General features: G+C 68.3%; 28 protein-coding genes and 1 tRNA gene. 22 read left to right on the top strand and 7 right to left on the bottom strand.

All coding sequences use genetic code 11. The features are described 5' to 3' along the window. The first annotated feature begins 31 nt into the window (after positions 1–31). On the top strand, positions 32–1,114 hold the full coding sequence (gene bet / locus KYK13_RS10870) for a phage recombination protein Bet (RefSeq protein WP_223643997.1): 1,083 nt from the start codon (positions 32–34) through the stop codon (positions 1,112–1,114). Positions 1,115–1,209: 95 nt separating this feature from the next. Here the strand turns inward: bet and KYK13_RS10865 are convergent. The 5 genes from KYK13_RS10865 to KYK13_RS10845 all read right to left on the bottom strand — a co-directional run bounded on the left by KYK13_RS10865 (position 1,210) and on the right by KYK13_RS10845 (position 4,914). Further along, positions 1,210–1,283: transfer RNA gene (locus KYK13_RS10865), tRNA-Leu, on the bottom strand. A 121-nt stretch (positions 1,284–1,404) separates the two neighbouring features. Beyond that, on the bottom strand, positions 1,405–2,799 hold the full coding sequence (locus KYK13_RS10860; RefSeq protein ID WP_223643996.1) for a tyrosine-type recombinase/integrase: 1,395 nt from the start codon (positions 2,797–2,799) through the stop codon (positions 1,405–1,407). Positions 2,800–2,801: 2 nt separating this feature from the next. Further along, complete coding sequence (locus KYK13_RS10855) at positions 2,802–3,041, bottom strand: helix-turn-helix domain-containing protein (RefSeq protein ID WP_223643995.1); 240 nt, start codon at positions 3,039–3,041, stop codon at positions 2,802–2,804. 593 nt (positions 3,042–3,634) lie between these two features. Beyond that, positions 3,635–4,258: a hypothetical protein gene (locus KYK13_RS10850; RefSeq protein WP_223643994.1), complete on the bottom strand. Its 624-nt coding sequence runs from the start codon at positions 4,256–4,258 to the stop codon at positions 3,635–3,637. Between the two features lie 347 nt (positions 4,259–4,605). Beyond that, positions 4,606–4,914 (bottom strand): hypothetical protein, encoded by a 309-nt coding sequence (locus tag KYK13_RS10845; protein ID WP_223643993.1) that lies wholly within the window; start codon positions 4,912–4,914, stop codon positions 4,606–4,608. 241 nt (positions 4,915–5,155) lie between these two features. On the opposite strand from KYK13_RS10845, the gene KYK13_RS10840 reads away from it, so the two are divergent. The 18 genes from KYK13_RS10840 (at position 5,156) to KYK13_RS10755 (ending at position 16,943) form a co-directional block, all read left to right on the top strand. Then, entirely contained in the window at positions 5,156–5,347 is a 192-nt protein-coding gene (locus tag KYK13_RS10840) for a hypothetical protein (RefSeq protein WP_223643992.1), read from the top strand. A 57-nt stretch (positions 5,348–5,404) separates the two neighbouring features. Then, entirely contained in the window at positions 5,405–5,665 is a 261-nt protein-coding gene (locus KYK13_RS10835) for a hypothetical protein (protein WP_223643991.1), read from the top strand. Continuing rightward, positions 5,658–5,828, top strand: coding sequence for a hypothetical protein (locus tag KYK13_RS10830; protein ID WP_223643990.1), 171 nt, complete (start codon positions 5,658–5,660; stop codon positions 5,826–5,828). The genes KYK13_RS10835 and KYK13_RS10830 overlap by 8 nt, the downstream gene beginning before the upstream one ends. Next, positions 5,825–6,181: a hypothetical protein gene (locus tag KYK13_RS10825; RefSeq protein WP_223643989.1), complete on the top strand. Its 357-nt coding sequence runs from the start codon at positions 5,825–5,827 to the stop codon at positions 6,179–6,181. The genes KYK13_RS10830 and KYK13_RS10825 overlap by 4 nt, the downstream gene beginning before the upstream one ends. Before the next feature lie 111 nt (positions 6,182–6,292). After that, a complete protein-coding gene (locus KYK13_RS10820) occupies positions 6,293–6,442 on the top strand; it encodes a hypothetical protein (RefSeq protein ID WP_223643988.1) in 150 nt (49 codons plus the stop codon). Positions 6,443–6,460: 18 nt separating this feature from the next. Next, entirely contained in the window at positions 6,461–6,742 is a 282-nt protein-coding gene (locus KYK13_RS10815; RefSeq protein ID WP_223643987.1) for a hypothetical protein, read from the top strand. Positions 6,743–6,798: 56 nt separating this feature from the next. Beyond that, entirely contained in the window at positions 6,799–7,773 is a 975-nt protein-coding gene (locus KYK13_RS10810; RefSeq protein WP_223643986.1) for an ATP-binding protein, read from the top strand. Position 7,774: 1 nt separating this feature from the next. Then, a complete protein-coding gene (locus KYK13_RS10805) occupies positions 7,775–8,332 on the top strand; it encodes a hypothetical protein (protein ID WP_223643985.1) in 558 nt (185 codons plus the stop codon). A gap of 272 nt (positions 8,333–8,604) precedes the next feature. Next, a complete protein-coding gene (locus KYK13_RS10800) occupies positions 8,605–9,054 on the top strand; it encodes a nucleoside 2-deoxyribosyltransferase (RefSeq protein ID WP_223643984.1) in 450 nt (149 codons plus the stop codon). 137 nt (positions 9,055–9,191) lie between these two features. After that, positions 9,192–11,003 carry an amidohydrolase family protein gene (locus KYK13_RS10795; protein ID WP_223643983.1) on the top strand — a complete coding sequence of 604 codons (1,812 nt, stop codon included), beginning with the start codon at positions 9,192–9,194 and terminating at the stop codon, positions 11,001–11,003. A 216-nt stretch (positions 11,004–11,219) separates the two neighbouring features. Continuing rightward, positions 11,220–11,852 (top strand): hypothetical protein, encoded by a 633-nt coding sequence (locus KYK13_RS10790; RefSeq protein ID WP_223643982.1) that lies wholly within the window; start codon positions 11,220–11,222, stop codon positions 11,850–11,852. A 55-nt stretch (positions 11,853–11,907) separates the two neighbouring features. Next, positions 11,908–12,384 (top strand): cell wall protein, encoded by a 477-nt coding sequence (locus KYK13_RS10785; RefSeq protein ID WP_223643981.1) that lies wholly within the window; start codon positions 11,908–11,910, stop codon positions 12,382–12,384. Between the two features lie 251 nt (positions 12,385–12,635). Beyond that, on the top strand, positions 12,636–13,799 hold the full coding sequence (locus KYK13_RS10780; protein ID WP_223643980.1) for a hypothetical protein: 1,164 nt from the start codon (positions 12,636–12,638) through the stop codon (positions 13,797–13,799). Next, positions 13,792–14,346 (top strand): hypothetical protein, encoded by a 555-nt coding sequence (locus tag KYK13_RS10775; RefSeq protein ID WP_223643979.1) that lies wholly within the window; start codon positions 13,792–13,794, stop codon positions 14,344–14,346. The genes KYK13_RS10780 and KYK13_RS10775 overlap by 8 nt, the downstream gene beginning before the upstream one ends. Positions 14,347–14,438: 92 nt before the next feature. Next, positions 14,439–15,149: a hypothetical protein gene (locus KYK13_RS10770; protein WP_223643978.1), complete on the top strand. Its 711-nt coding sequence runs from the start codon at positions 14,439–14,441 to the stop codon at positions 15,147–15,149. A 75-nt stretch (positions 15,150–15,224) separates the two neighbouring features. Next, complete coding sequence (locus KYK13_RS10765) at positions 15,225–15,986, top strand: hypothetical protein (protein ID WP_223643977.1); 762 nt, start codon at positions 15,225–15,227, stop codon at positions 15,984–15,986. Positions 15,987–16,340: 354 nt separating this feature from the next. Next, positions 16,341–16,583, top strand: a complete 243-nt coding sequence (locus KYK13_RS10760; RefSeq protein WP_223643976.1) for a hypothetical protein — start codon at positions 16,341–16,343, stop codon at positions 16,581–16,583. A gap of 198 nt (positions 16,584–16,781) precedes the next feature. Next, positions 16,782–16,943: a hypothetical protein gene (locus KYK13_RS10755; RefSeq protein ID WP_223643975.1), complete on the top strand. Its 162-nt coding sequence runs from the start codon at positions 16,782–16,784 to the stop codon at positions 16,941–16,943. A 48-nt stretch (positions 16,944–16,991) separates the two neighbouring features. Here KYK13_RS10755 and KYK13_RS10750 read toward each other — a convergent pair whose 3' ends face one another. Next, positions 16,992–17,303 carry a hypothetical protein gene (locus KYK13_RS10750; RefSeq protein ID WP_223643974.1) on the bottom strand — a complete coding sequence of 104 codons (312 nt, stop codon included), beginning with the start codon at positions 17,301–17,303 and terminating at the stop codon, positions 16,992–16,994. A gap of 56 nt (positions 17,304–17,359) precedes the next feature. Next, on the bottom strand, positions 17,360–17,941 hold the full coding sequence (locus KYK13_RS10745) for a hypothetical protein (protein ID WP_223643973.1): 582 nt from the start codon (positions 17,939–17,941) through the stop codon (positions 17,360–17,362). A gap of 1,012 nt (positions 17,942–18,953) precedes the next feature. Here KYK13_RS10745 and KYK13_RS10740 point away from each other — a divergent pair. From KYK13_RS10740 to KYK13_RS10730, 3 genes are all read left to right on the top strand, one after another. Then, positions 18,954–19,439, top strand: a complete 486-nt coding sequence (locus KYK13_RS10740) for a hypothetical protein (protein WP_223643972.1) — start codon at positions 18,954–18,956, stop codon at positions 19,437–19,439. A 120-nt stretch (positions 19,440–19,559) separates the two neighbouring features. After that, positions 19,560–20,600: a hypothetical protein gene (locus KYK13_RS10735; RefSeq protein ID WP_223643971.1), complete on the top strand. Its 1,041-nt coding sequence runs from the start codon at positions 19,560–19,562 to the stop codon at positions 20,598–20,600. A gap of 2 nt (positions 20,601–20,602) precedes the next feature. Next, a complete protein-coding gene (locus KYK13_RS10730; protein WP_223643970.1) occupies positions 20,603–21,013 on the top strand; it encodes a hypothetical protein in 411 nt (136 codons plus the stop codon). The last annotated feature ends 37 nt before the right edge of the window (positions 21,014–21,050 follow it).

Genomic DNA, 21,050 nt, shown 5'->3' with positions numbered 1-21,050 from the left:
CGCCTTTTCGAGCGGTGCTGGAGACACAGTGATGGATGCGAATGTGAAGGCGGAGGCAACGACGTCGCCGCAGGGCGCGGCCTGGAACCGGGAGCGGGTGGACCTGGTGAAGCGGACCATCTGCCCTCGGGGAATCAGCGAGGACGAGTTCGCCCTCTTCATCGAGCAGTGCAAGCGCAGCGGGTTGGATCCGCTCCTCAAGGAGGCCTTCTGCGTGGCGCGCCGCCAGAACATCGGCAACCGCGAGCGGCCCAACTGGGTGACGAAGTACGAGTTCCAGCCGTCGGAGGCGGGGATGCTCGCCCGGGCGGAGCGCTTCCCGGACTTCAAGGGCATCCAGGCGAGCGCGGTGTTCGCCGAGGATGAAATCGTCGTGGACCAGGGCAAGGGGGAAGTGGTGCACCGATTCAACCCGGCCAAGCGCAAGGGCGCCCTGGTGGGTGCCTGGTCGCGCGTGGTGCGCGAGGGGAAGCTGCCCGTCGTCGTGTGGCTGGACTTCTCCGGCTACGTCCAGCAGACGCCCCTGTGGGCCAAGATTCCCACGACGATGATCGAGAAGTGCGCGCGCGTGGCGGCGCTGCGCAAGGCGTACCCGGAGGCGTTCGGCGGCCTGTACGTGCGCGAGGAGATGCCGGCCGAGGAGTACGACGCGCACGACGAGCCGGCCCCCGCGTCCGGTGCCTACGAGGTGCTGGGCTCCAAGCCCGGGCCGGTGAAGGCATCCTTCCCCACCCTGGCCCCCGCCCCCGCGGAGTCCCCCAAGGTGGAGACGGCGCGGGCCCCGGAGAAGGAGGAGTCGCGGCTGGACGTGGACCTGCCGCTGGCACCGGCCAAGACGGCGGCGGCGGTGCCCGTGGCGCAGACGCCCGAGCGACCCAAGGCCGCCGCGGTGGTGGTGGCGTTCGGCCCGCACAAGGGCAAGACCACGTCCGAGCTGTCCGACGACGAGCTGAGCGAGACCATCGACCTGGCGCACGAGAAGTTGATGGAGCAGCCCCGGGCCAAGTGGGCCAAGGCCATGCGCGAGAACCTCACCGCGCTGGAGGCGGAGACGGAGCTGCGCTGCCAGGTGCCGTCCGCCAAGGACCGGGCCGCGACGAACCCGGACGCCTGAAGGCCCGAGTGATGGCGAAATGAACAACGCCCGCGTCCCGGAAGAGAGGGGCGCGGGCGTCTCGCTTTCAAACCGGAAGGAGCTGGGAAAGGGAGTGCACCCAGAGGGACTTGAACCCCCAACCCTCGGCTTCGAAGGCCGGTTTCGGGTTTTGGCTCCCTTTGGTTGCGTTCGGCTACGCTCGTATCCCATCGTTTTCCCTCGGTTTTCTCGATACGTCGTTAGGTTCTGTCGGGCTGCGTCAGGCTGCTTTCGGCTCGGTTTGTTGGTGAATTGTTGGTGGCGGATTCCTAAGTCCCCTCATCCGCAACCACGGACGCGAAGGCCCGGTCCACCTGCTCGCGGAGGTGCTTCTCCTTCGTCTTCGCGTAGTGCCTTCGGGTGACACGGTCATCGCTGTGACCGCCCAGGTCCTGGCTCACCTTGAGGTCGCCAGTCCGTTCCACCACGTGCGTGAGGTACGTGGAGCGCAGGTGCTTGAAGAGGAACCGCGCGGGGAGCGCCTTCGCCTGCATCTGCACCTTGCAGGCCGGGCACTCCCGGGCCGCGTTGTCCGGGTGCGTCTCGGTGTGCCCACACCCACCTGCCGCTTGGGCGGCCCCGCCCCAGCGCTCACCCTTGATGATGAGTCCGATGGTGCGCCGGGACACCCCGAAGGCCTTCGCGAGCGCCGTGGGCCCCTCTCCTGCGGCAGCGCGGCGGCGAACGTCCCGGACCTGGGCCGCCTTTAACTTCGCGCGTCCGTGCCGCTCACCGGTGGCCGGCGCGCGCGTTGTGCCGCAGGTGTGCTCGTAGCCATCGACGAGTCCCGCCCGCTTCAGCGCCGTCTGGAAGAGGGCGTTTACGTCCCAGTCCGGACGGTTCATGCCCCCCGCGGGCGACGGAAACACATAGTTGCTCCGGCTCTCGCGGCGGCGACGCTCCAGGTGGGGCAGGAGCGCGAGGGGGATGGGAACGGGCCGACTCTTCCCCCCCTTGGTGGTCTTGCTATCGCCGCTCCGCTTCACGCGGATGATGCGGTCCTCCAGGTCCACGTCAGCCCAGATGAGGGCAATGAGTTCCCCGCGGCGCAGCCCGGTGAGGACGGCCGTGCGAATAAGGTCGGCGACGTCCGTGTCCAGGGCGGCGGCAGCAATGGCCTCCACCTGTGCCAGTTCGAGCGCCTGCGGCTCCGGCTCCAACACCTCCGGCTCCCATGCCCGCGCGACCGGGTTCTCGCCCCGGAAGAGCCGCTTCTCTTCGATGGCCCACGTGAAGAACCGGAAGAGGTGGATGCGCAGGTGCCTCACGGTCTGGGGCGAGAGCGCAGTTCCCCCCTCGCCGCGCATCGACCCGGCCTTCGCCTTCGCGCGCAGCAGCTTGGAGATGTCCTCCGGGGTGACCTGGTGGACCAGGGTCCGCCCCAGCGTGGGGAGGATGTGGTTCCGCCAGCGGCCATCAACGCTGGCGAAGCTGCGCAGCTCACGCAGCGAGTCGCGATGGTCTTCGTAGGCGTCCTCGACCGTCTGCAGGATGGGCGGGACCTCCAGGTTGAGCCGGATGCGCTCCTCCCGCACCTCCAGCTCCGCGAGCCGCTTCTTCGCCTCGGACTTTGTCCCATGCACCCGGTCGTAGCCGCGGTGCTTATTCGCCTTGCGGAACACCAGCTCCCATACCCCGGGACCTCGCGCGTGAATGGAGCCCACGGTTACTGCCCCTTCGCCCGTGTGGCCCAGGCCACGATTTCCGCGGGCACGTAGCGGTTGTCCGCGCCGTGCTTGCGCATCGGCAGCGTGCCGTCGGCGCTCCGCTTGTAGACCCAGTCGTCCGACTTCCCGAGGTAGCGGGCGCAGTCACCCACGGTCCACAGGCCCGTCGGCAACTCCTCCAGTGGCACCGGCTTGCGGCGCTGCCGCTTCTTCGTCAACGCATCCTCGGAGCGGGACACAGAGGCCCGCGCCTCAAGGTGCCCAGCTTCCACCACATCGTTCTCCGTCATCGAATACCCCCGCCGCGCAGCACTGAACTAAGGTCTAGGTTTGAAATGTGGCAACAACCTGAAAGGTTGTCACCCGGGCAGCGCGGTGCCCACGCCGGAGGGCCGGCCAGGACACGCGCGCGAAGAGCAACTTGCGCGCCAGCTCAGGGAGGGTGCGAGAAGGGTGCGAACCGCGCGGTCGCGCTGGGGCCGCAGCTGCGACAGCGCACCGCCCCAATCACGCGAGGGCCGAGCCTCGACGTGGGGAGCGTGAGCGACGGAGGTGCCATGCATGGACGCACCGTCCGAAGTTGGAGACGGCTACGAAGGGAATTCCGAGTCATCGCGCACCCCACGAAGACGGCGGGCACGCGCACGTCGGATAGATCCGTGCGCGTACCGCCGGAGCGCCCGCCCCCAGCACCTGCCTGGGTTGCCCAGCGCTCTAAGTTGTGCCGTTCGAAAACGGCTGTGGGGTTTTCTCGCTGCTATCCGTCAGCGAGTTCCTGCGTTGCTGCTCTTAATCACTATGCGGCTGGGTACTGCCCACCGTCAAGATGCTGCTACTGCGGAAATGGGCGCGCACTGCTGCTCAACGGAACCTTCTTGTCGGGGTTCTCAGGCACCGGGATGTAGCAACCTCCCCGATACTCGGCGGTGTTCTTCGGGCACGGCGGATCCGAATCGACCTTCACCCAACAGGCTCCGTTGAGGTCCCGGGCCGGCGAAGGGCACGGTGGGACGGCTTGACCTGGCAGCGGCTTCTTCGGGACAACGATCCGCTCAATCGCCATCGGCGAAGACGTCGACGAACCAGTCAGGACGTCGGCCCAGACGACATTACTGGGCGTCGCGGGGACGTCCACCACAGGCTCTACATCGATGGGCTGCGGTGCGGGCGGCGGATTAGCCCAGAGCGAAATGCCCGCGACGGCGGCTACCGCAAGCCCACTGGACAATACCCACCGCCCCAGCAGATGCCGGCGAGGCTTCTGGGGTTCCACCATAGGAGCAATCGGTGCGGGCTTCGCGCCATGCGCAGCGCGCTCCGGTGAACTGCTCGCCGGCGCCTGAACGGGCCGCGAAGCCGCTCGTGTAAGTAGATCCTCAAGCACGCCGGCCTGCTCCAGGGCAGCCTCAACCACATCGTCTGCGTCGCGCATCGCCGTCGTCAGCTCCGACCGCATCACGGCCAGGCCTCCAGGGAGCGCGTCTGCCTGCACACCCACGGCGAGGTATTCGGGCTCGATGCGGAGCCGAAGCTGAGCGGAGACTCGTCCCGGCTGCTTCCGTACCAGGACAACCTCCGCCTCATCCGTCCCGCGCAGTCGAGCCCGATAGACCTCGCCGAGGTACGTCAGCCATGGCAGCCGCTTGAGGCGCTGTCCGAATCGGTACGGCCCTATGCCGTCCCGCCGCAGGGACGAACCACGGCACTGGGTATTCATTCTGCCATCGGGCATATCGTGTCTCGCTCGCCCGCCTGGGCGGCATCCTGACGCACGACTTTACGTTTATTTCTGGGCTCGCAGAGCTACTTCTTCTGAGGGCGGGCAGGCTTGTCCTTCGCCGTCGGCTGCGGCGCCATCGCCCTCCGCAGCTCCTCGTGGGCATGTCGGTAGCGCTCGAGTTGCGCGGGGCTCGCGGCGTCCAGCCACTGCTTCGTCTGCTCCTTCAGCATCTCCTCAATCACGTCTTGACGGTCGCGCCCCAGAGCACGCGCGACCGCAGCAAGGTCTTTCCACTGGCTGTCGAGCAGCGTGACCGAGACCTTCTTGGGGGGATCTTCAACGTGGTCTTCCAGGGGCACTTCAGCGACCTCGCGTCGGGGTGTCTTCTTCACGTGGGAACTCCTCACTAAGCAGCGGGTTTGCTGGCGGTCAAGATACACCCAATCAGGTTCCCATCAAGAACCCAATTGGGTTCTTGACTGAGAACCCAATTGGGTTCAGTGTGCATCTCATCAAGGCGGACGGACGTTGCCCCTCGGGGGAATGGTCGCGGAGCGGGAGTTCGGTGGTCGCCACCGGAGACGCCAGCAGGAGCAGCACCGCAGCACGGACACGAATGAGTGGGGGTAGACGATGCGAGCGATGGATGCGGCGAAGGCCCGGGAGGGCCAGTGGTTCCGGAGGAAGGACGACGGGCCGGCGGTGGATGACCGGCAGATCCGCGAGGTGAAGGCGACGCGGCAGCAGGGCAAGCCGCTCGTCACCTTCACGGACACCAAGGGCGAACTGCACCGGCACACAGACGTGCTGGAAGTGCGCCGGTAGCACCCCAGGGCGGGCGCCACGACGGCGCCCGCCCACCCCATCCACCACGAGGACGAAATGGCCAACGACATGGCGACGGGAGAGGTGCGCCCGCAGACGGACGCGGCGGCGCTGCTGAAGGAGGCGGAGGAGTTGGAGGCGCGCGCGGCGCGCAAGGAGAAGCAGGCCTCCGCGGACTGGTGCTCCGCGGAGGGCGCCGTCTTCCTCGAGCGCGACGCGGCCGACTTCCGCGAGCGCGCCACCGCGAAGCGCGCCAAGGCGCAGCAGCTGTGCAACCCGGGGCACGCGGTGCCCCAGAAGGAGGAGTGCCATGCCTGAGAAGAAGACGAAGACGCCGCGCGAGGTGCTGCGCGCCTACTTCGACGAGCAGGAGGTTGAGCGGGAGGTGTTGCGGGCGTGGAAGGAGCTGGACACCACCATCGAGGGCGTGACGCTCCGCATGGCGGACGACCTGGCCCGGCTGAAGGGCGGCGCGAAGTGAAGCCCCTGCACCAACTGGCCGAGGCGCTCGTCGTCCTCGCCCGCGAGGGGTGGACGAGCGACACCTGTGACGTGGCGGACCTCCAGCGGCAGGTGCGCGAGATGGAAGCGCTGCAGGCTCAGGTGCAGGAGAAGCTGCGCGCGGCTCAGGACGCCATGGACGCGTGCACGCCGGACGGCACCCTGCCCGTCTTCGAGCGGTGGCTCCGCCTCCAGCGGCGGCAGGTGGACGCGGGCCTGTCGCTCGGCCGCATCGCGGAGGCGGAGGCGCTGCTCCGCGCGGAAGTGGAGCGGCAGCTGTGGCTCGCGCTGCACCGGCGCGCGGGCGCGGAAGTGCTCCGGGCCGCCGCGTAGGCGCGTCAGACTCAAGAGGTAAGAAGCTGGCATTCAACCTGAGAGGTTGCATTGCCGGAAGCACGCCGCGCCCCTTGCCCCGCCTACGCAGAGCACCCGGACAGATGCTGGGTGCTGTGCGAGCGGGAGTACGGACACGAGGGACGGCACCGCTGTCAGGACATGGAGTGGGACTGCCTCACGCCCGAGGGCGAAGTGGAGGCTGAGTTGAGGGAACTGCTGCGCCAGGCCGAGCAGGCCGTGGGCGAGCGCTACGAGTAGGAGCGGAGCAAGGGGCGCATGTCACGACATTCACGCAAGCCCTCCCCGGAAACCCTCCGGCACCGGGCCAACCGCGCCGAGTACTTCCACAAGTTGGACGTACTGCACGGGCGCGCACCGCCGACGCCTCCGGCACCACCACCCGTGCCCGCGGCGCCCACCGGCTCGGCGCCGGGACGCATCGAGTTCTCCCCGCCTCCGCCCGCGAAGAACGCGCCCAACGGCAACTGCTACTGCGGCGCCCCGCTCATCCACGGCAAGGACGGCCTCATCTGCGGATGGGGCCTGCACGACGGCTGACAGCAGCAGCGCAGTCCCTGAGTTTTTCAACCCCGGTCGAAAGAGGAGACCGAAGCATGTCACCCCAACGCAATGGCAGCCCACCGCCCAGGACTCCTGGCGGGCCCCAGTCGAAGCCGCCCTCTCCTTCGCGCATGACGCTGGACGCGCTCGTGCGCGGCAAGCGCGCGGCGCCTCTACGCGTCGTGCTGTACGGCGTCGAGGGCATCGGGAAGTCCACCTTCGGCGCTAACGCGCCGGCCCCCATCTTCCTCGGCGCTGAGGACGGTACGGACCACCTGGACGTCACGCGCTTCCCGTCACCGGAGAGTTGGCAGGAGGTACTGGACGCCGTCCGTGTCCTCACCGTCGAGCAGCACGACTACCGGACGCTCGTCGTGGACACCCTCGACTGGGCGGAGCCCCTTCTCTGGGCTCACATCTGCAAGCGCGACGAGCAGGCGAACATCGAGTCCTACGGGTACGGCAAAGGCTACAGCGCGGCGCTCGACGAGTGGCGCGTCTTCCTCGCCGCGCTCGACAGGCTGCGGCGTCAGAAGGGCATGCATATCGTCCTGCTGGCGCACTGCTGGATTAAGCCCTTCAAGAACCCGGAGGGGGAGGACTTCGACCGGTACGAGTTGAAGCTGAACGCGAAGGCCAGCGGACTGGTGAAGGAGTGGGCGGAGCACGTCCTCTTCGCGAACCACGAGACGTACACCACGAAGGAAGCGCGCACGAAGCGCGTGCGCGGTGTCTCGACGGGCGCGCGCCTCATCTACACGACGCGCACCGCCGCCTATGACGCGAAGAACCGCGGCGACCTGCCCGAGTCCCTGCCCCTCTCGTGGGCGGACTTCACTGCCGCCCTGGAGGCCCACCAGCCGGCGGATCCGAAGGCGCTGGAGGCGGCCATCCGGGAGAAGGCGGAGCAGCTCTCCGAGGCGCACAAGCGCAGCGCCCTGGCTGCCATCGAGAGGGCCGGTGGAGACGCGGTGAAGCTGGCGAAGCTCAACGACTGGACGAACGCCCGGCTGGGCGAGGTGGCCTGACATGCAACTGGAGAACGGACGGTACAAGGCGCGCGCCGCGCAGGGCGCTCTCGGCTTCACGTCGAGCGGAAAGGAGCAGGTGGCCATCGAGTTCACCCTGCTGGGCAACGACGGCTCGGAGCCCTACGCCGGGCAGAGCATCACGTGGTTCGGCTTCTTCACCGACGCGACGCTCGAGCACACCATCAAGGCGCTCCGCGCCTGTGGCTGGCAGGGCGACGACGTCTCGGACCTCACGGGCATCGAGTCCAACGACGTGTCCCTCGTCATCGAGAATGAGCAGTACGAGGGGAAGTGGAGTCCGAAGGTGCGCTGGGTGAATTCCCTCGGTAGCGGCCTCGCCCTCAAGCAGCAGATGGAGCCCTCTCAGGCGCGCAGCTTTGCGGCGCAAATGCGGGGACGCATCCTCGCGATGGAGCAGGGCACCGCGCCACGTCGCGCGCCCTCCTCGGCTCATGTCCGCGGCGCTCCACAACAGTCACGCGGAGGCGGGCGTCCCCCTTCGTATGGCGGCCCGCCCGAGCCTCCGCCGCTCACGGACGACGACATTCCCTTCTGAGTCTGCGCAGCACCGCGCGTTCCGTCAGCCGCATCACGCGGCCCGGGCCGGTCTCTCAACGCGCGGGGTTGCAACCCGGTGGCATTGGGCCACCGGGCCTTGTCGGTGGAGTGGCCAGCGCCGCACCTGGCTGGACGGAGCGCTCCACCTCACCCCGCGCGGCATAGGGCCGCGCGGGGCCTCTCACGGCGCTGATGTTGAGCGCTGCCCGGCGGGGGCGGTCCCCACTCCCGCCCCCGCCGGGACCTTCTCTCGCAGCAGGAGGCACTCTCATGAAGGTCTACGTCGCATCGAGCTGGCGGAACGAGCAGCGGCAGCAGGAGGTCGTGCAGGCACTGCGTGCCGCCGGCCACGACGTCTACGACTTCCGCGCGCCCGCGCCGGGCAACGACGGCTTCTCATGGAGCAGCGTGGATCCAAACTGGCGGTCGTGGACGCCGGAGCAGTTCCGCGAAGCGCTGCGGCACCCGGTGGCGGAGAAGGGCTTCGCGCTGGACATGGGGGCGCTGGAATCCTGCGACGCGTGCGTCCTCGTCTCGCCGTGCGGGCGAAGCGCGCATCTGGAGCTGGGCTGGGCCGCGGGGGCCGGGAAGCGCACGGTGGCACTCCTCGGCGGAGATGAGCCGGAGCTCATGCTCTCCATGGTGGACCGGCTCTGCCTGACGGTGTCCGAAGTGCTCGACGCGCTCGCAGAGTCGCCGGTCGCACTGGCGCAGGGCTGAGCAGCACCGCGCCACGCAGCACCCGCAGCACCTGCCGATGACGGGGCGTGGGCCCCCGCTGGACGTCTCAGCGCTCCCGGTTCGAGTCCGGCACCGGCACTCCGTCCAGCCGTAACCCCAACCCCCATGGAGTCTGTATGTCTTTAAGGCGTCTTCTCGCCGCGGCACTGGTGTGCCTCACGGCACCCCCGGCGCTCGCCGGCAGCGACACACCGCCGGAGTCCGCCAGCGGCATCCCGCGCGGCTACGCGGACCACGTCATCCACAACGCCAACATCTACACCGGCCAGGACGGGGACGCGTTGGGCCGCTGGGCCACCGCCATCGCCTGGCGCGGCGAGGACATCCTCTGGGTGGGCCGTGGGAGCACCTGGCAGTCCTACGTTGGGCCGCGCACCGTCGTGGAGGACGGCCACGGTGCCACGTACACGGCCGGCATCGTGGACGCGCACGAGCACAAGGTGCCGCCCTTCGACTCGTTCCCGGATGCAGCGCACGGCCGTCCCTTCGGCGACCTTTGCCCCGTCCTCGCCTTCGCGCCGGACGGCACCCCCTATCCCAACTTCGACCCGACGTTCGACGAGGTGGTGTCCGCGCTCCAGGGCTGCAACGGCGAGGCCTCACGGCGCCGTAGCGTCATCCTCTTCGGCGCGAGGTTCTACGCCACGAGCAAGGGACACAACCTTCTCCAGGAGTTGTCCGCCGCGTCGCCGAACAAGGTGGCGGTGGGCTTCGACGCCACCGAGGGCCACGGCTTGTGGGGCAACCGGCTGGCGTTCGCCGCGGCCGGCATCCTCAACCCGTCGACGGACCCCAACGGCATCGGCGTGGTGGACCCGTGGAGCGGCTTCTACGGCCGCGTCTACAACCCGTACACGGGCTTGATGGAGCTCGACGGCTGGGCGCAGGAGCTGGCCCAGGTGCCCTTCTTCGCGGCGCTCGTCAGCGACCTCTCCGACGCGCAGCTCGCGGCGGTGTACCAGGCCGGCCTGGACGTGGCGCTCTCCCAGGGCGTCACCTCGGTGACGGACATCTTCTTCGCGGGTGGGCCGCAGAAGGCCGCTGCGGTGCGCGCCCTCGTCAACCACCCGGTGGACCTGACGGTGGCGTGCCTCCCGCTGGCGCCGGGCGACGTCTGCCCGAACAGCCTGCGCAGCCGAAGCGGCGTGCTCCTCCAGAAGTACTTCGCATCGGGCGCCATCAAGTCCTGCCGTGGCTGGAGCAAGCAGCCGTACATCACGCCTGACCTCCAGTGCCCGTCCGTGTCCACGCCCACGTGGTACGGCGGCCCCAACCTGAGCAACTTCGACCTGGAATGGGCCATCTTGTCGGCTGGCTACGACACCCAGGAGTACACCACCTGCACGATGATCCACACCTTCGGCGCCGCGTCGGTGGAACAGGTGGTGACGGCGGCCGAGAAGGTGGAGCGCCTGTATGGGACGGGGCAGCGACTGCCGCGTCGCTGCGTCACCCTCGAACACGCGGACATGGCCAACAGCTCGCTGCGCTTCCGTGTCGCGCTGCTCGGGTACGCCATCATCCAGAACCCGCCGCACCTGGCGCTGCGTGGCGACATCAACTCGCACTACCAGCCCTCGGAGGCTGCGGACGCGCTGCGCTTCGACAGCCTTCGGAAGGAGAGTCTGCGGTTCGCGTTCGGCGGTGACGAGTTCGGGCCCAACAGCACCCCGCCCAACGTGCAAATCGCCGCGCTGATGGACTCCGTCCCTGCCTATGAGCGGATGACGGCGGAGGACGCCTTCGTCCGGTACACCCGCGAGTCAGCCATCGCCCGGCATGAAAAGGCGGGCCTGCTCGGCCTGGGCTACCCGGCCACGCTCGTGCGGTGGGACCGAAACCTCCTCAGCGGCCAGGCCGAGGACATGCGCGCCGCCAAGCCGGAGCAGGTCATTGTCCGCGGCAAGGTGGCCTTCAGCGCGCCGTAGCGCCACTCCGCAGTGCCTGACGTCGCGGGCCGCGCAGTGACTGCGGCCCGCCGTCTCTCCGCGCGCCGGTGAGTCCTCACGGCGTGCCCCGCGGTGACGAGGAGCGCCGTCTCCCGGACGCGCTCGCCATTCCTTTGCGCACGAGTCCCGGTCCGCCCGCCGGAGCGCATCCCGGCCCATGCAGCACCGCAGTCCAACCCCCAACGAAAGAAACCCATGAAGAAGCTGTGCGTGATGTCCGCCGTGCTCACCGTCTCGCTGATGTCATCCCCCGCCCTGGCCGCGTGGAGCCCCAGCACTCCTCCCGACGGCTGGGTGGGCAAGGCGGGCGACTGGGCGAAGCTGTTGAAGCAGGCGGAAGGCCAAGGCTCCGAGGCCGCGAAGCTCGCCAAGGGCGCCAACGCCAAATGCCTGACGGCCATTTTTGTGAAGGCGATGTTGGCCACTGAAATCGGCGTGTCGAGTGACACGACGGAGCACGACCTCAAGCGAAACATCGACCCGAAGGCGGCGGGCAAGGTGCGTGCCCGGGCGCAGTCCGAGATGGACGACTCGTGCAACGGCGGGCCGCCGGGCAGCACGGGGGCCACCGTCGAAGCGATGTTCCGTTACGTGGCTCCTGAAGACTCCGGTCTGGACGTCGTGGACCTCCGCAACAGCACGGCCCGCCTCTACAACAGCGCCAAGGTGACGGCCACGCGGGACACGCCCTGGGTGGAGTACCTCATCAAGGCGGGCTTCCTGGTGCGCGCGGGCGCGGCGCGGGTCGCCACGGCGGCCGGGATGCTCGTCCCCATCGTGGATCCCGAGATGTTCAACCGGAAGGGTGACCCTCGGGACGGCATCTAACCGTCCATCCGCAGGGGCGCGGTGCTGCTGCGCCCCTGCGGTCTTCCTCCGGGCGGTGCAGTACGGGCCGCCCAGCGCTCCCGCGCGCCGTCACGACGGCGGCGCGCTCAACCACAACAACGAGACGAACGTGACGACGACGAAGAGCAGCGGTGGCTTGCTGGAGCTGGCAGACAGGCTGGAGGACGCCGCGCAGATGCTGCGTGACACCGTGGCGAAGCTGGGCGGCGTGGTGACGCCCGCGCCCGCGATGAAGGCGCCCCCAACGAGCGCGGCCAAGGCGGCGAAGCCTGGCAAGTCGAAGGCGGCCCAGACCGACGGCACCCGAGAGTGCGCCATCAAGGGCTGCGGCAAGCCCAGCCGGACGAAGGGCTACTGCGCGGCGCACTACCAGAAGCTGCGCAACCTGGAGAAGACGAACCGCCGCCCGGCCGCGTGGGCGGACAACGCCAACCCCAACAGCGTGGAGGACGTCCAGCTGCCGCGCGGCCGCGCGGCCTCGAAGGCGCTGGCTGAGGCGAGCGCCCAATGAAGTCAGCGGACGTCAGCGGCATGCCGAAGGAGCTGGAGGAGGTCCGTCGCATCGCCCTGGGCGAAGTGCCCGCCGATGAGGCACAGGTCCGGACTGCGTTGGCGCAGGCATGGGTCGCACCGCTGACGTCCGCCCTGCCGTCGGCTGGGGCAGCTTCGGGCGCATTGAGGTTCACGACCGAGGATGCGGAACGGTGGTTCCGGGCGGTGGTCGCGCGGACAGAGGGCTCCACCGAAACGATGATGGCACGGATGCTTCGCGACGCAGCGCTGCAGGGCGCGAAGGTGCCCGCGCTCGTGGCGGACAATGCAGCGCTGGTGGACGCTCTGACGGAGTTGGCGAACCTGATGGACGGCGTGCGCGACGGCTCGTACACGCCCGACTCTTTCACCCTTCAAATCACCCGTCGTGTTCTGGCACAGGAACATCCCGGCGCGACCATACTTGAAGCGCACCAGCGCGAGCTGTCCGCCCTCCAGGCCCGGGTGGCGGAGTTGGAGCGCGAGCGGGATGAGCACGCGGGCCAACACGAGCGGCAACTGGAGGGAGCGCGACAGGCTGTGGCGGCCGTCCGCGAGCTACAAGCGCGCGCCGAGTCTGAGCGCGACGGCCTCCGCGCACAGGTGGAGGCGCTGAAGGCGAAGTGCGACGAGGCGGCCCGTGCGCTGTTCGTCGGAGGCCCCGCAGACGTGGAGAAGGCCCACAACGCCGTGGAGGACGCCCTCTCCGCCCCACTCGCCGAGACGATGCCCGCCCCATCCTCTCCGGCCGCACCGGATGGCTCGCCCGCGCTCATCCCGAAGGAAGGCGCATCCGCGCAGCCGTATCGGATGCTGTCCGCGCTCGACATGCGCCCCACGGTGCCGCCACTGCTGCCCCTCAGCGAGCGCATCCAGCACTGCTTGGCCAAGGTCGGCCACGAGCCGACGCCCCTGACGACGGCTGCGGCGGATTCGCTGCACCCGTCCAGGCGCTGCACCTGCGCGAGAGAGGGCACGTGCACCTGGTGCCGGGCCCGCTGCGACGCGTGCGGCAGCCCGCACGTCCCCGAGGCCGTGCGCCACGCGATCGCCCAGGTGTGGAGCGCCCTTCACGTCACCACCGCGCACCAGGGCGTGGCTGTCGCCGTCCTCCGGGCCGTGTACCCGGAGCTGCCAGTGCCGAACGCGCGCGCTGGAGCCGACAGCCTCCTGGCCTGGAATGCACTCGCCGAGGCCGTCACCGAGGCTGCGCGCCTCGGGGCAGAGGACATGCGCGAGCGAGCGGCCAGTCTCCAGGAGACGGCACCCACTCCGGCGTCCTTCTTCGATGACTGGCCAGGGACGAAGTCCGAACTGGTGGCTCACTTCGCGCGGGCGCTGGCCGTGCGAATTCGCGACCTCCCGCTGCCCGTGGCAGAGGTGCCCCGTGGCTGAGCCGCTCGTCTACCAGTACCGCCTACGCACCGAGAAGGGCGCGTGGCTCGCGGACGTCATCCTCCGGAGCGACGGCTTCTTCGCCACGGTGTCCGACTGGGGCAGTTACGCGTTCCGCTGGACGGCCGCTGGCGGGGAGTTCCGTGCCTTCGTCGCGCAACTGGAACGCCAGGACGACTATGTGTGCAGCAAGCTGGAAAGCCGCGACTGGTGGGATGGCTCGCGGACGCTGAAGCGCATCCGTGAGCACGTCCTGACCAGCCGGCGCGACGGCACCTACTCGAAGGAGAAAGCGGCCGAGGCGTGGGAGTCTCTGTCTGACGCCCTCGGCGCTTGGAGTCGGCGCGACGCAAGGGACTACGACGAGATCGCCATCGACCAGTTCTCCGTCTGGTGCACCAACACCTCGGTGAGCGCCCCCTACGAGTTCGCAGCCTACGACTACCCGCCGGACGTGCGCGGCTTCTGCGAGAACGTGATGCCCGCCCTCGCCACCGCCATCCGCGCGCAGCTTCAGGCTGAGACGGCAGCGGCCACCAGCCCGTAGCCGTCCCCTCCACCTCCCCCCCCTTCACCACCTGCCGGCCCGGGCGCCGGACGGCAGGGCTCTACCAGTGCGCCCGCTCCCCGAGGCTCCCCATGTCGAAGCACACCGCCGTCCTGTTGTCCCTCGTCCTCTCCACCACCTCCCTCGCCCAGGAGGAAGCATCCGCCGACGGTGCCGCCTTCCCGGCGTGGAGCTCCCTCATCGCCACCGCCACCGCGCAGGGCGTCCTCAACCCGGCCGCGCCCGGGGGCAACCCGCGCCCCCTCGCCCTGGGCGTCGGGTACGGACGCTGGAGCGAGCGCGGCGCCCTCCACGTCCTCGCGCACCTGGCACCCAGCGTCGCGGCGGACGGACGGGACGCGGCCGGCGGGCTGCTGCTGCGTCCCGGTGGACGCCTGGGCGTGAGCGCGGCCGCGCGCCTCCACCGGCTGGGCGAGCGCGGCGCGCTGCCGCTGACGGTGGGCGGCTACCTCGCGGCGGGCGCGTCCCTCGACTCGGCGTCCGGCGCCTCCTGGACGTCGCTGCGCGCGGACGCGGGCGTGGCCGCGCACTGGTGGCAGGTGCACACGCCCACGCAGTTGGTGCTGGGGACGCTGGAGGCAGGGCCCGTGCTGCGCCGCCGCACCGGGGACGCCAGCGGCACCTGGCTGGGCCTGTCCGTGGGGGCGTCCGTCACGGTGCAGCGGGTGACGGCGGGGCTGACGCTGACGCACGTGCCCGCCGGCGGCACGCCGGTGCCGGGCCTGACGGGCACCCACGTCACCGCGGGCGTCGCGCTGCAGGCGGACCTGCTGCTGCTGTAGTCGCTACACAACGAGTCGCAATGGACGCTCCCACCTCGACTACAATCTAAGCGCACTTAACCTTCGAGGCATTCAGTGTCGCTGAACCCCTTCAGCCCGCAGGGACTAAACCATTTGCTTGCCCAGCAGCCCGCACCACATCGGCCGCACTGGCCAGAAACAGTCGTAGCAATCAGCACCGTAATCGGCGCAATCGTCTCGATCTTTGGCTTATACAACTCCTCTCCAGCAGCAAGCATAACAGCAGCTACAATAACATTCGCTGTCATGCTTTCGTTTTCCTTCCTTTTTATTCGGAAAACCTACAGGCAACGAAAAGCGGTCCGAGTCGCCGAGCATGCTGAACGAGCCCGGCTCTCAACCTTCGCGGGGATCACCAGCAAAGCATTAGCCTTGACAACCGAGCAGCTATCGCCTGCCCGTGGAGAGTCAAGCACAGCAGCCTATGGCCTTGACCAATTACCAAACTACCTCAACAGCAAGACAACAACCGAGATCAATCTCCGCCGGGAGATCGTGCGAGCACACTGCATGGTCTTTAAAAACCTTCCCCCGAGCGCAACATCGGAGCAATGCATCCCAATAGCTCGAATCGTCGACGACTCACTACACCGACTCGTTGAGGAACTGCCACGCTACCTGTCTGAATGCGAAAAGGAGGCCATGCGTATAGACGGCTGGGAGAAGACGCATATACTCAACCAAGCAGCAATCATCAGGGACCGGGTAAACGAAATCATAGCCGAATACAACGCTCTTGCAAGGCAATCCAAGGAGCTGGACTACCACTACCTGAAACATATCGACACATCAAAAAACCTTCGCCAATCATTGTGACTTCTCGCTCCGGCGCATTACCCGATCATCACCCCACTCCGAATTGCATCAGATGCCAATCCGAACACATGCCTTTGTCTGGCCCTTTCCCGCGTGGACGCGGCTTTGGCGGACCTAGCGCGCCCGGCCGGGCATGAAGTCCCTAGCGCGCCTCCGGCGGACTCGCCCGTGCCGTAGCGCGGCCATCACGCATCCTGGTACGGCGGGTGCGTCTCGCCGTGGGCCTCGCACGCCCAGGCCCGGCGGCAATCGCACGCAACCTCCTCCGCGCGTCCGCAACACGGTGCGCTCGCGCGGACGCGAGTACGCGGGCGCGGATGGTGACGTGCAGCCAGCGGCGGTCGGTTCGGTCGCATGAAGTCTCCCGCGTGGGCGGCACGTCTCCTGCTCTCCGCCCCCGGCATGACGATAGCGGAGCGGGAGGCGCTGGCGCAGCGCCTAGGGCAGGCGGAGAGGGAGTTGCAGCAAGCGCAGCACGGAATGGACGGGAGTCTCCAGGCCCGGATGCGGCTGGCGGAGGCGCGCGAGGAACACCGGGCAGCGGAGGCTCATGCCTTCAAGGTGCTCGCAAGCCAGGAGGCCCGTGCGGCCGCGTGACGGAGCAGCCATCGCGGTCCCTGAGTCGGCCTCCGTGGGGATGGGACAGGCGGGCTGGTGTGGACTCCAGGAGGGTCGGATACTGGGCTCCTCACCCACAGGGGCATGATGAGTGTGTTTGAGCCTGGATGCTGTACGAGGTGCAAAGCCGGTTTCGGGCGCTATGCCAAGCTCAGTGACGACCTCACGGAGAGCACGATGAATCGTCTCGCGGCGCCCGTGCGGAATCCCGCCACTGGCGAGACGAAGCAGGAGTCCCTCTTCGTCTGCGGCAAATGCTTCAGCGAACTCAGCTCACCAGAGGAGCGTGTGAAGTTCGTGCAGGACACATACATGAAGGACTACGCCGAGCGAGGATGACACAGCAACGCGGCCCGCTCCTCGCTTGAGAGCGGGCCTTAGTCGCGGCTACTTCTTCCATACGCCGTAGGTAGCAACCGCAAGCGAGAAGAGCGAAACGAAGAAGGCTACCCATGCAAGCAACCGAGTGCGCCGCCGGTCGAACACGGATTCCAGGGTAGCGTGCTCCTCAAGGTATGACTTCACCATTACGGCAATGGCTTGGCTTTCGCGTCGACGCCTCTCGAACTCCGCAAAATTCGCTTCGTACATCTCCGGCTTAAGTTCGATGCGCTTCAACTGCTCAAGGAGCTTCGGAACTTCCCCCTCTATCAGGCGAATGCGTTCCTTCAGCTCCCTGTCGCCTCTGCGCCCTAACATGGCTGTCTCCTCGGTCTACCCCACATGCTTCCACACGAGGCGCTGGACGATGCGGCTCAGGGCTGCGCGTCGCTCACTGGTTCGGGGTCGACCTCTTCAATCTTTGGGTCGCGACGGCGGACGGACCGAGTCGACGCGGCTGGGACGCGCGGTGGGTTTGCCCTCAAGAAGTCGTTGCAAAAGCTATCAAGCATGCGGGAGACGACGGTGCGAAGCGCGGTCATCAAAACCGCTCGACCAGCGAACCCGATTACAGAGGTTGCTCGCCACGTGCCAGCTATCGAGTACGTCACCCCGTTAGTAAGAGTTGCCCGCTGGCCGAGCGAGAGGTCGGCAGAATATACGTACTGGCCATTTGACATCTCCAGAGAGGCAACCCGAAGGTAGAGAAACGGCGCGGCACGACTGACCGCCGCTTGGTCTCTCGTGAGGATGGTGATGCCGGAGCGGCGCAACGCAAGCTCCACCATCGTTTCGATGGCCTGCGCGTCGATGGCCTCGGGGTCCGGAATGTCCTCGATAACGATTTGAACGCCTGGCAGTCCACGAAGTGCCGCGACGCTCGTTTCGTCGCCTCCGGCAGCAGCAGGCCGCGGGAGCAATAGAAGCCCGATTACCAGCAAGACCCAGACGCGCATTCGACACTCCGTACGGGACAGCACATATCCGGCCATGCCGAGCCCGTGCCCCCAGCCTCCCGCGCCCCGCGCCGCCCCGTCAACGGGACCAGGCGGGCTGTACGACAAGTACAAGGCCCCGCACGTTCACCACGGGCTATTGGACGGCTGGGGCGGCGGCGGGGCGCGGGAGGTTGCGGGGCCTGCGCCGCATCCGTGACGTCCTCCGTCCCGTCGGCCACCTCTGCCTCCACATTGCTGGCGGGCGCCGTCGGGCAGGCCTCCATTTCCAGGGCGATAAAGGCAGGGGAAGAGGACGTGCGGCCACGCAGTTCCAGGTCGTCCGCGGTCGCCAGGCCCGTCCGGGCGCCCGTGTGCACCCGGACGAGGCTGGGCGCCCCTGTCTTCTCGTGGCGGGCCTTGTTGAGCCGACCGATCCACTGCCCGAAGGCGCCCTCCGAAACGGTACCCCGACGCCGCGCGCAGGCAGCGATCCGTGTTCGCGGCATGCCTCCTGCTCTTGGTCGGCGCTCTCGCGCCGAATGCCTTCGCTCCGGCGTGCCACCCAGGACTTTCCTTGAGCCCGCGCCGCCCCTCCTCCCTGCCCCGCCTTGCCCTTCTTCTTCTCGTTGCCGTGACAGCCCTACGATGCGGCCCGTCCGAGGACCTGGACGAGGGTCCGCCCACGCGGCCTCCTGTCTCGCAGGACGGAGGTTCCACGGACGGCGGTGTGAGCCAAGTGGACAGCGGCACGCCCATCCAGGACGGGGGCTCCACGTCCCGTGATGGTGGTAGCGGCCCCATCTGCACACCTTCCTGCTCCAGCAGGTCCTGCGGGCCGGATGGGTGTGGCGGCAGCTGCGGGACGTGCCGGAGCGGCACCACATGCGGCGCTGCCGGGGCGTGCGTTTGCATCCCCCAGTGCAACGGCAAGACGTGCGGGCCGGATGGCTGCGGCGGCGTATGCGGCACCTGCCCCAGCAACGCGACCTGCAGCGCTGCGGGCAACTCCTGCGCGTGCGCGCCGGGCTACGTGCCCAACCAGGCGCACGACGGCTGCGTCCGCGTCGGCGGTGCCTGCGAAGGCGTCAGCCAGTACGGCTACTGCTCCGGCGACACCTGGGTGCGGTGCGATGCACAGGAAGGCATCGTCACCATGGAGTGCGGCCCGGGCCGGTGCAAACGGCTCGACTCCGCCGGCAACGGGGCCTGCACGTGCGGCAGCATCGACTCCAACGGAGTCTGCGCCACGGCCTCTGGCGCCAGCGCTGCGACGCCCCGTGTTCACTTCACCTGTGCCACGAGCGCCGGGGTCCTCATCGCCAACAACTGCACCGCGGCGACAGGCTCTTCCGCGGGCTTCTGCTCAACCTTCGTCACATCGTTCGGCAACCAGACGACGTGCTTCTGCGGCACGTGCTCCGTGCCCGGGCGCAACAACCAGTGCGGCTCGCTGTGCAGCAACCCCGCGCAGTGCCAGTACTCGGCGTCCGGCAACTTCCACACCTGCGGCTTCTGACGCCCGCCCGTTCGTGGACGGCCGTCCCTGCCGCGAGATGGGACCGTGGGCGGCCTCAGAGGGAAGACGGAGGGCACAGGCGCTGCACTGCTCCTGGGGGACACGCAGCACGGAGCCAGCATGGACCCCATCTCACGCAGCCGCACCACCTTCCTCCCCACCACCTACCGCGAGCCCGCAGAGCAGCCCCAGAGATCCGCCCCGAAGCCCCAGGTGCTGGAGAGGGTCGTCAACACCATCGACGCCTTCACCCCGCACACGCCCACCCAGAAGGCTCTCATCGAGCAGGCCCGGCGCGCGACGACGCCTACAGCCATCACCATCCGTTCGCCGACCGAGGGGTTAACGAAGGCGGCGGGGAGCGAGCCGCGCGTCTCCGCACAGGGTTTCTTCAGCTCCGTCGGTGGCGCGCTGAAGGACTTCGGCGGGCGCGTGGTGGACGGCATCGCGGGCATCGGCAGGGGCATCTACGACAGCGTCAAAGGCACCTTGAAGAACACCTGGGAGATGGCGGAGACGTTCGGCAAGGGCATCGCCAACATCTTCACCGGCCGCTTCAGCGAGGGCTTCGCGCAGCTCGGCTTGAGCATCCTCAAGGCCATCCAGACGCCGACGGACGGCTTCCTGCGCCTGGGCGGGAGCATCCTCAGCGCCATCCAGACGATGCTCTTCGTCGAGCCCACCAGCCGCAAGCTGACGGGCGACGAACTGGCGGCACTGCACGAGGTGTACGGGGACTCCATCGACTACACGCGCATCGAGATCAAGGAGGGCAACGCGGGCCTCCTCACCGTGGGCGGACGCCCCTTCACCCACGGCGACACCATCTACATCCCGAAGGACTGGCTGCCGCTCACGAAGGACACGCTGGTGCATGAGGCCGCCCACGTGTGGCAGCACCAGCAAGGTGGCAACGACTACATGAGCGAGGCGCTCGTCGCGCAGCTCTTCGGCGACGGCTACAACTTCGAGAAGGCGTTGCGCCAAGGCAAGTCGTGGGAGCAAATGAATCCGGAGCAGCAGGCCGCACTGATTGAGCAGGCGTACCAGGACGGCTGCTTCGACAACCCGCCCGCGCCTTTCATCGTCGACGGACGCGACTACACTGCGCAGTTCGAGGCCGCGAAGAAGTCCATGCGCGCCGGCCAGGGAGCTCCGTGACCATGCGCATCCACCGCGCCTTCCTCCTTCCGCTGCTACTGGCCCAGTTGTCGCTCGTCACCGCGTGCAAGCCCTGGCTGCACGTGACGCTCGCCACCTCCACCGAGCGCCTCCCCGCCCCCGCCTTCCTCATTGAGGAGCCGGCCCAGGATGGACGCCCGCCGCGGTACGACGTCGTCCACGTGCTGGCGGAAGACGGGACAGAGGTCTGGTTCTCGCGCGCCCAGTCCTTCGGTGGGGAGCGGGAGCGCGTCATCGTCTACGGCGAGGAGCCCGAGGGCTTCGAGGCGGTAAAGCCCGCCCAGGCGCTGGAGCCGGGGAGGCTCTACCGCATCCAGGTGTCCGGCGAGGCGGCGGGCACGCTGCGCTTCATCGTCGGGCAGGACGGCAGCGTGCAACCCGAGAAGGAGTAGCTCCCAGGTTGGCCCGTGCGTCCTACCCAACAGGACG

The sequence above is a fragment of the Corallococcus sp. EGB genome (genome assembly GCF_019968905.1).
Lineage (GTDB): Bacteria > Myxococcota > Myxococcia > Myxococcales > Myxococcaceae > Corallococcus.
The sequence above is the reverse complement of the archived record's forward strand: the minus strand, read 5'-3'. Positions and strand labels throughout refer to the sequence as shown.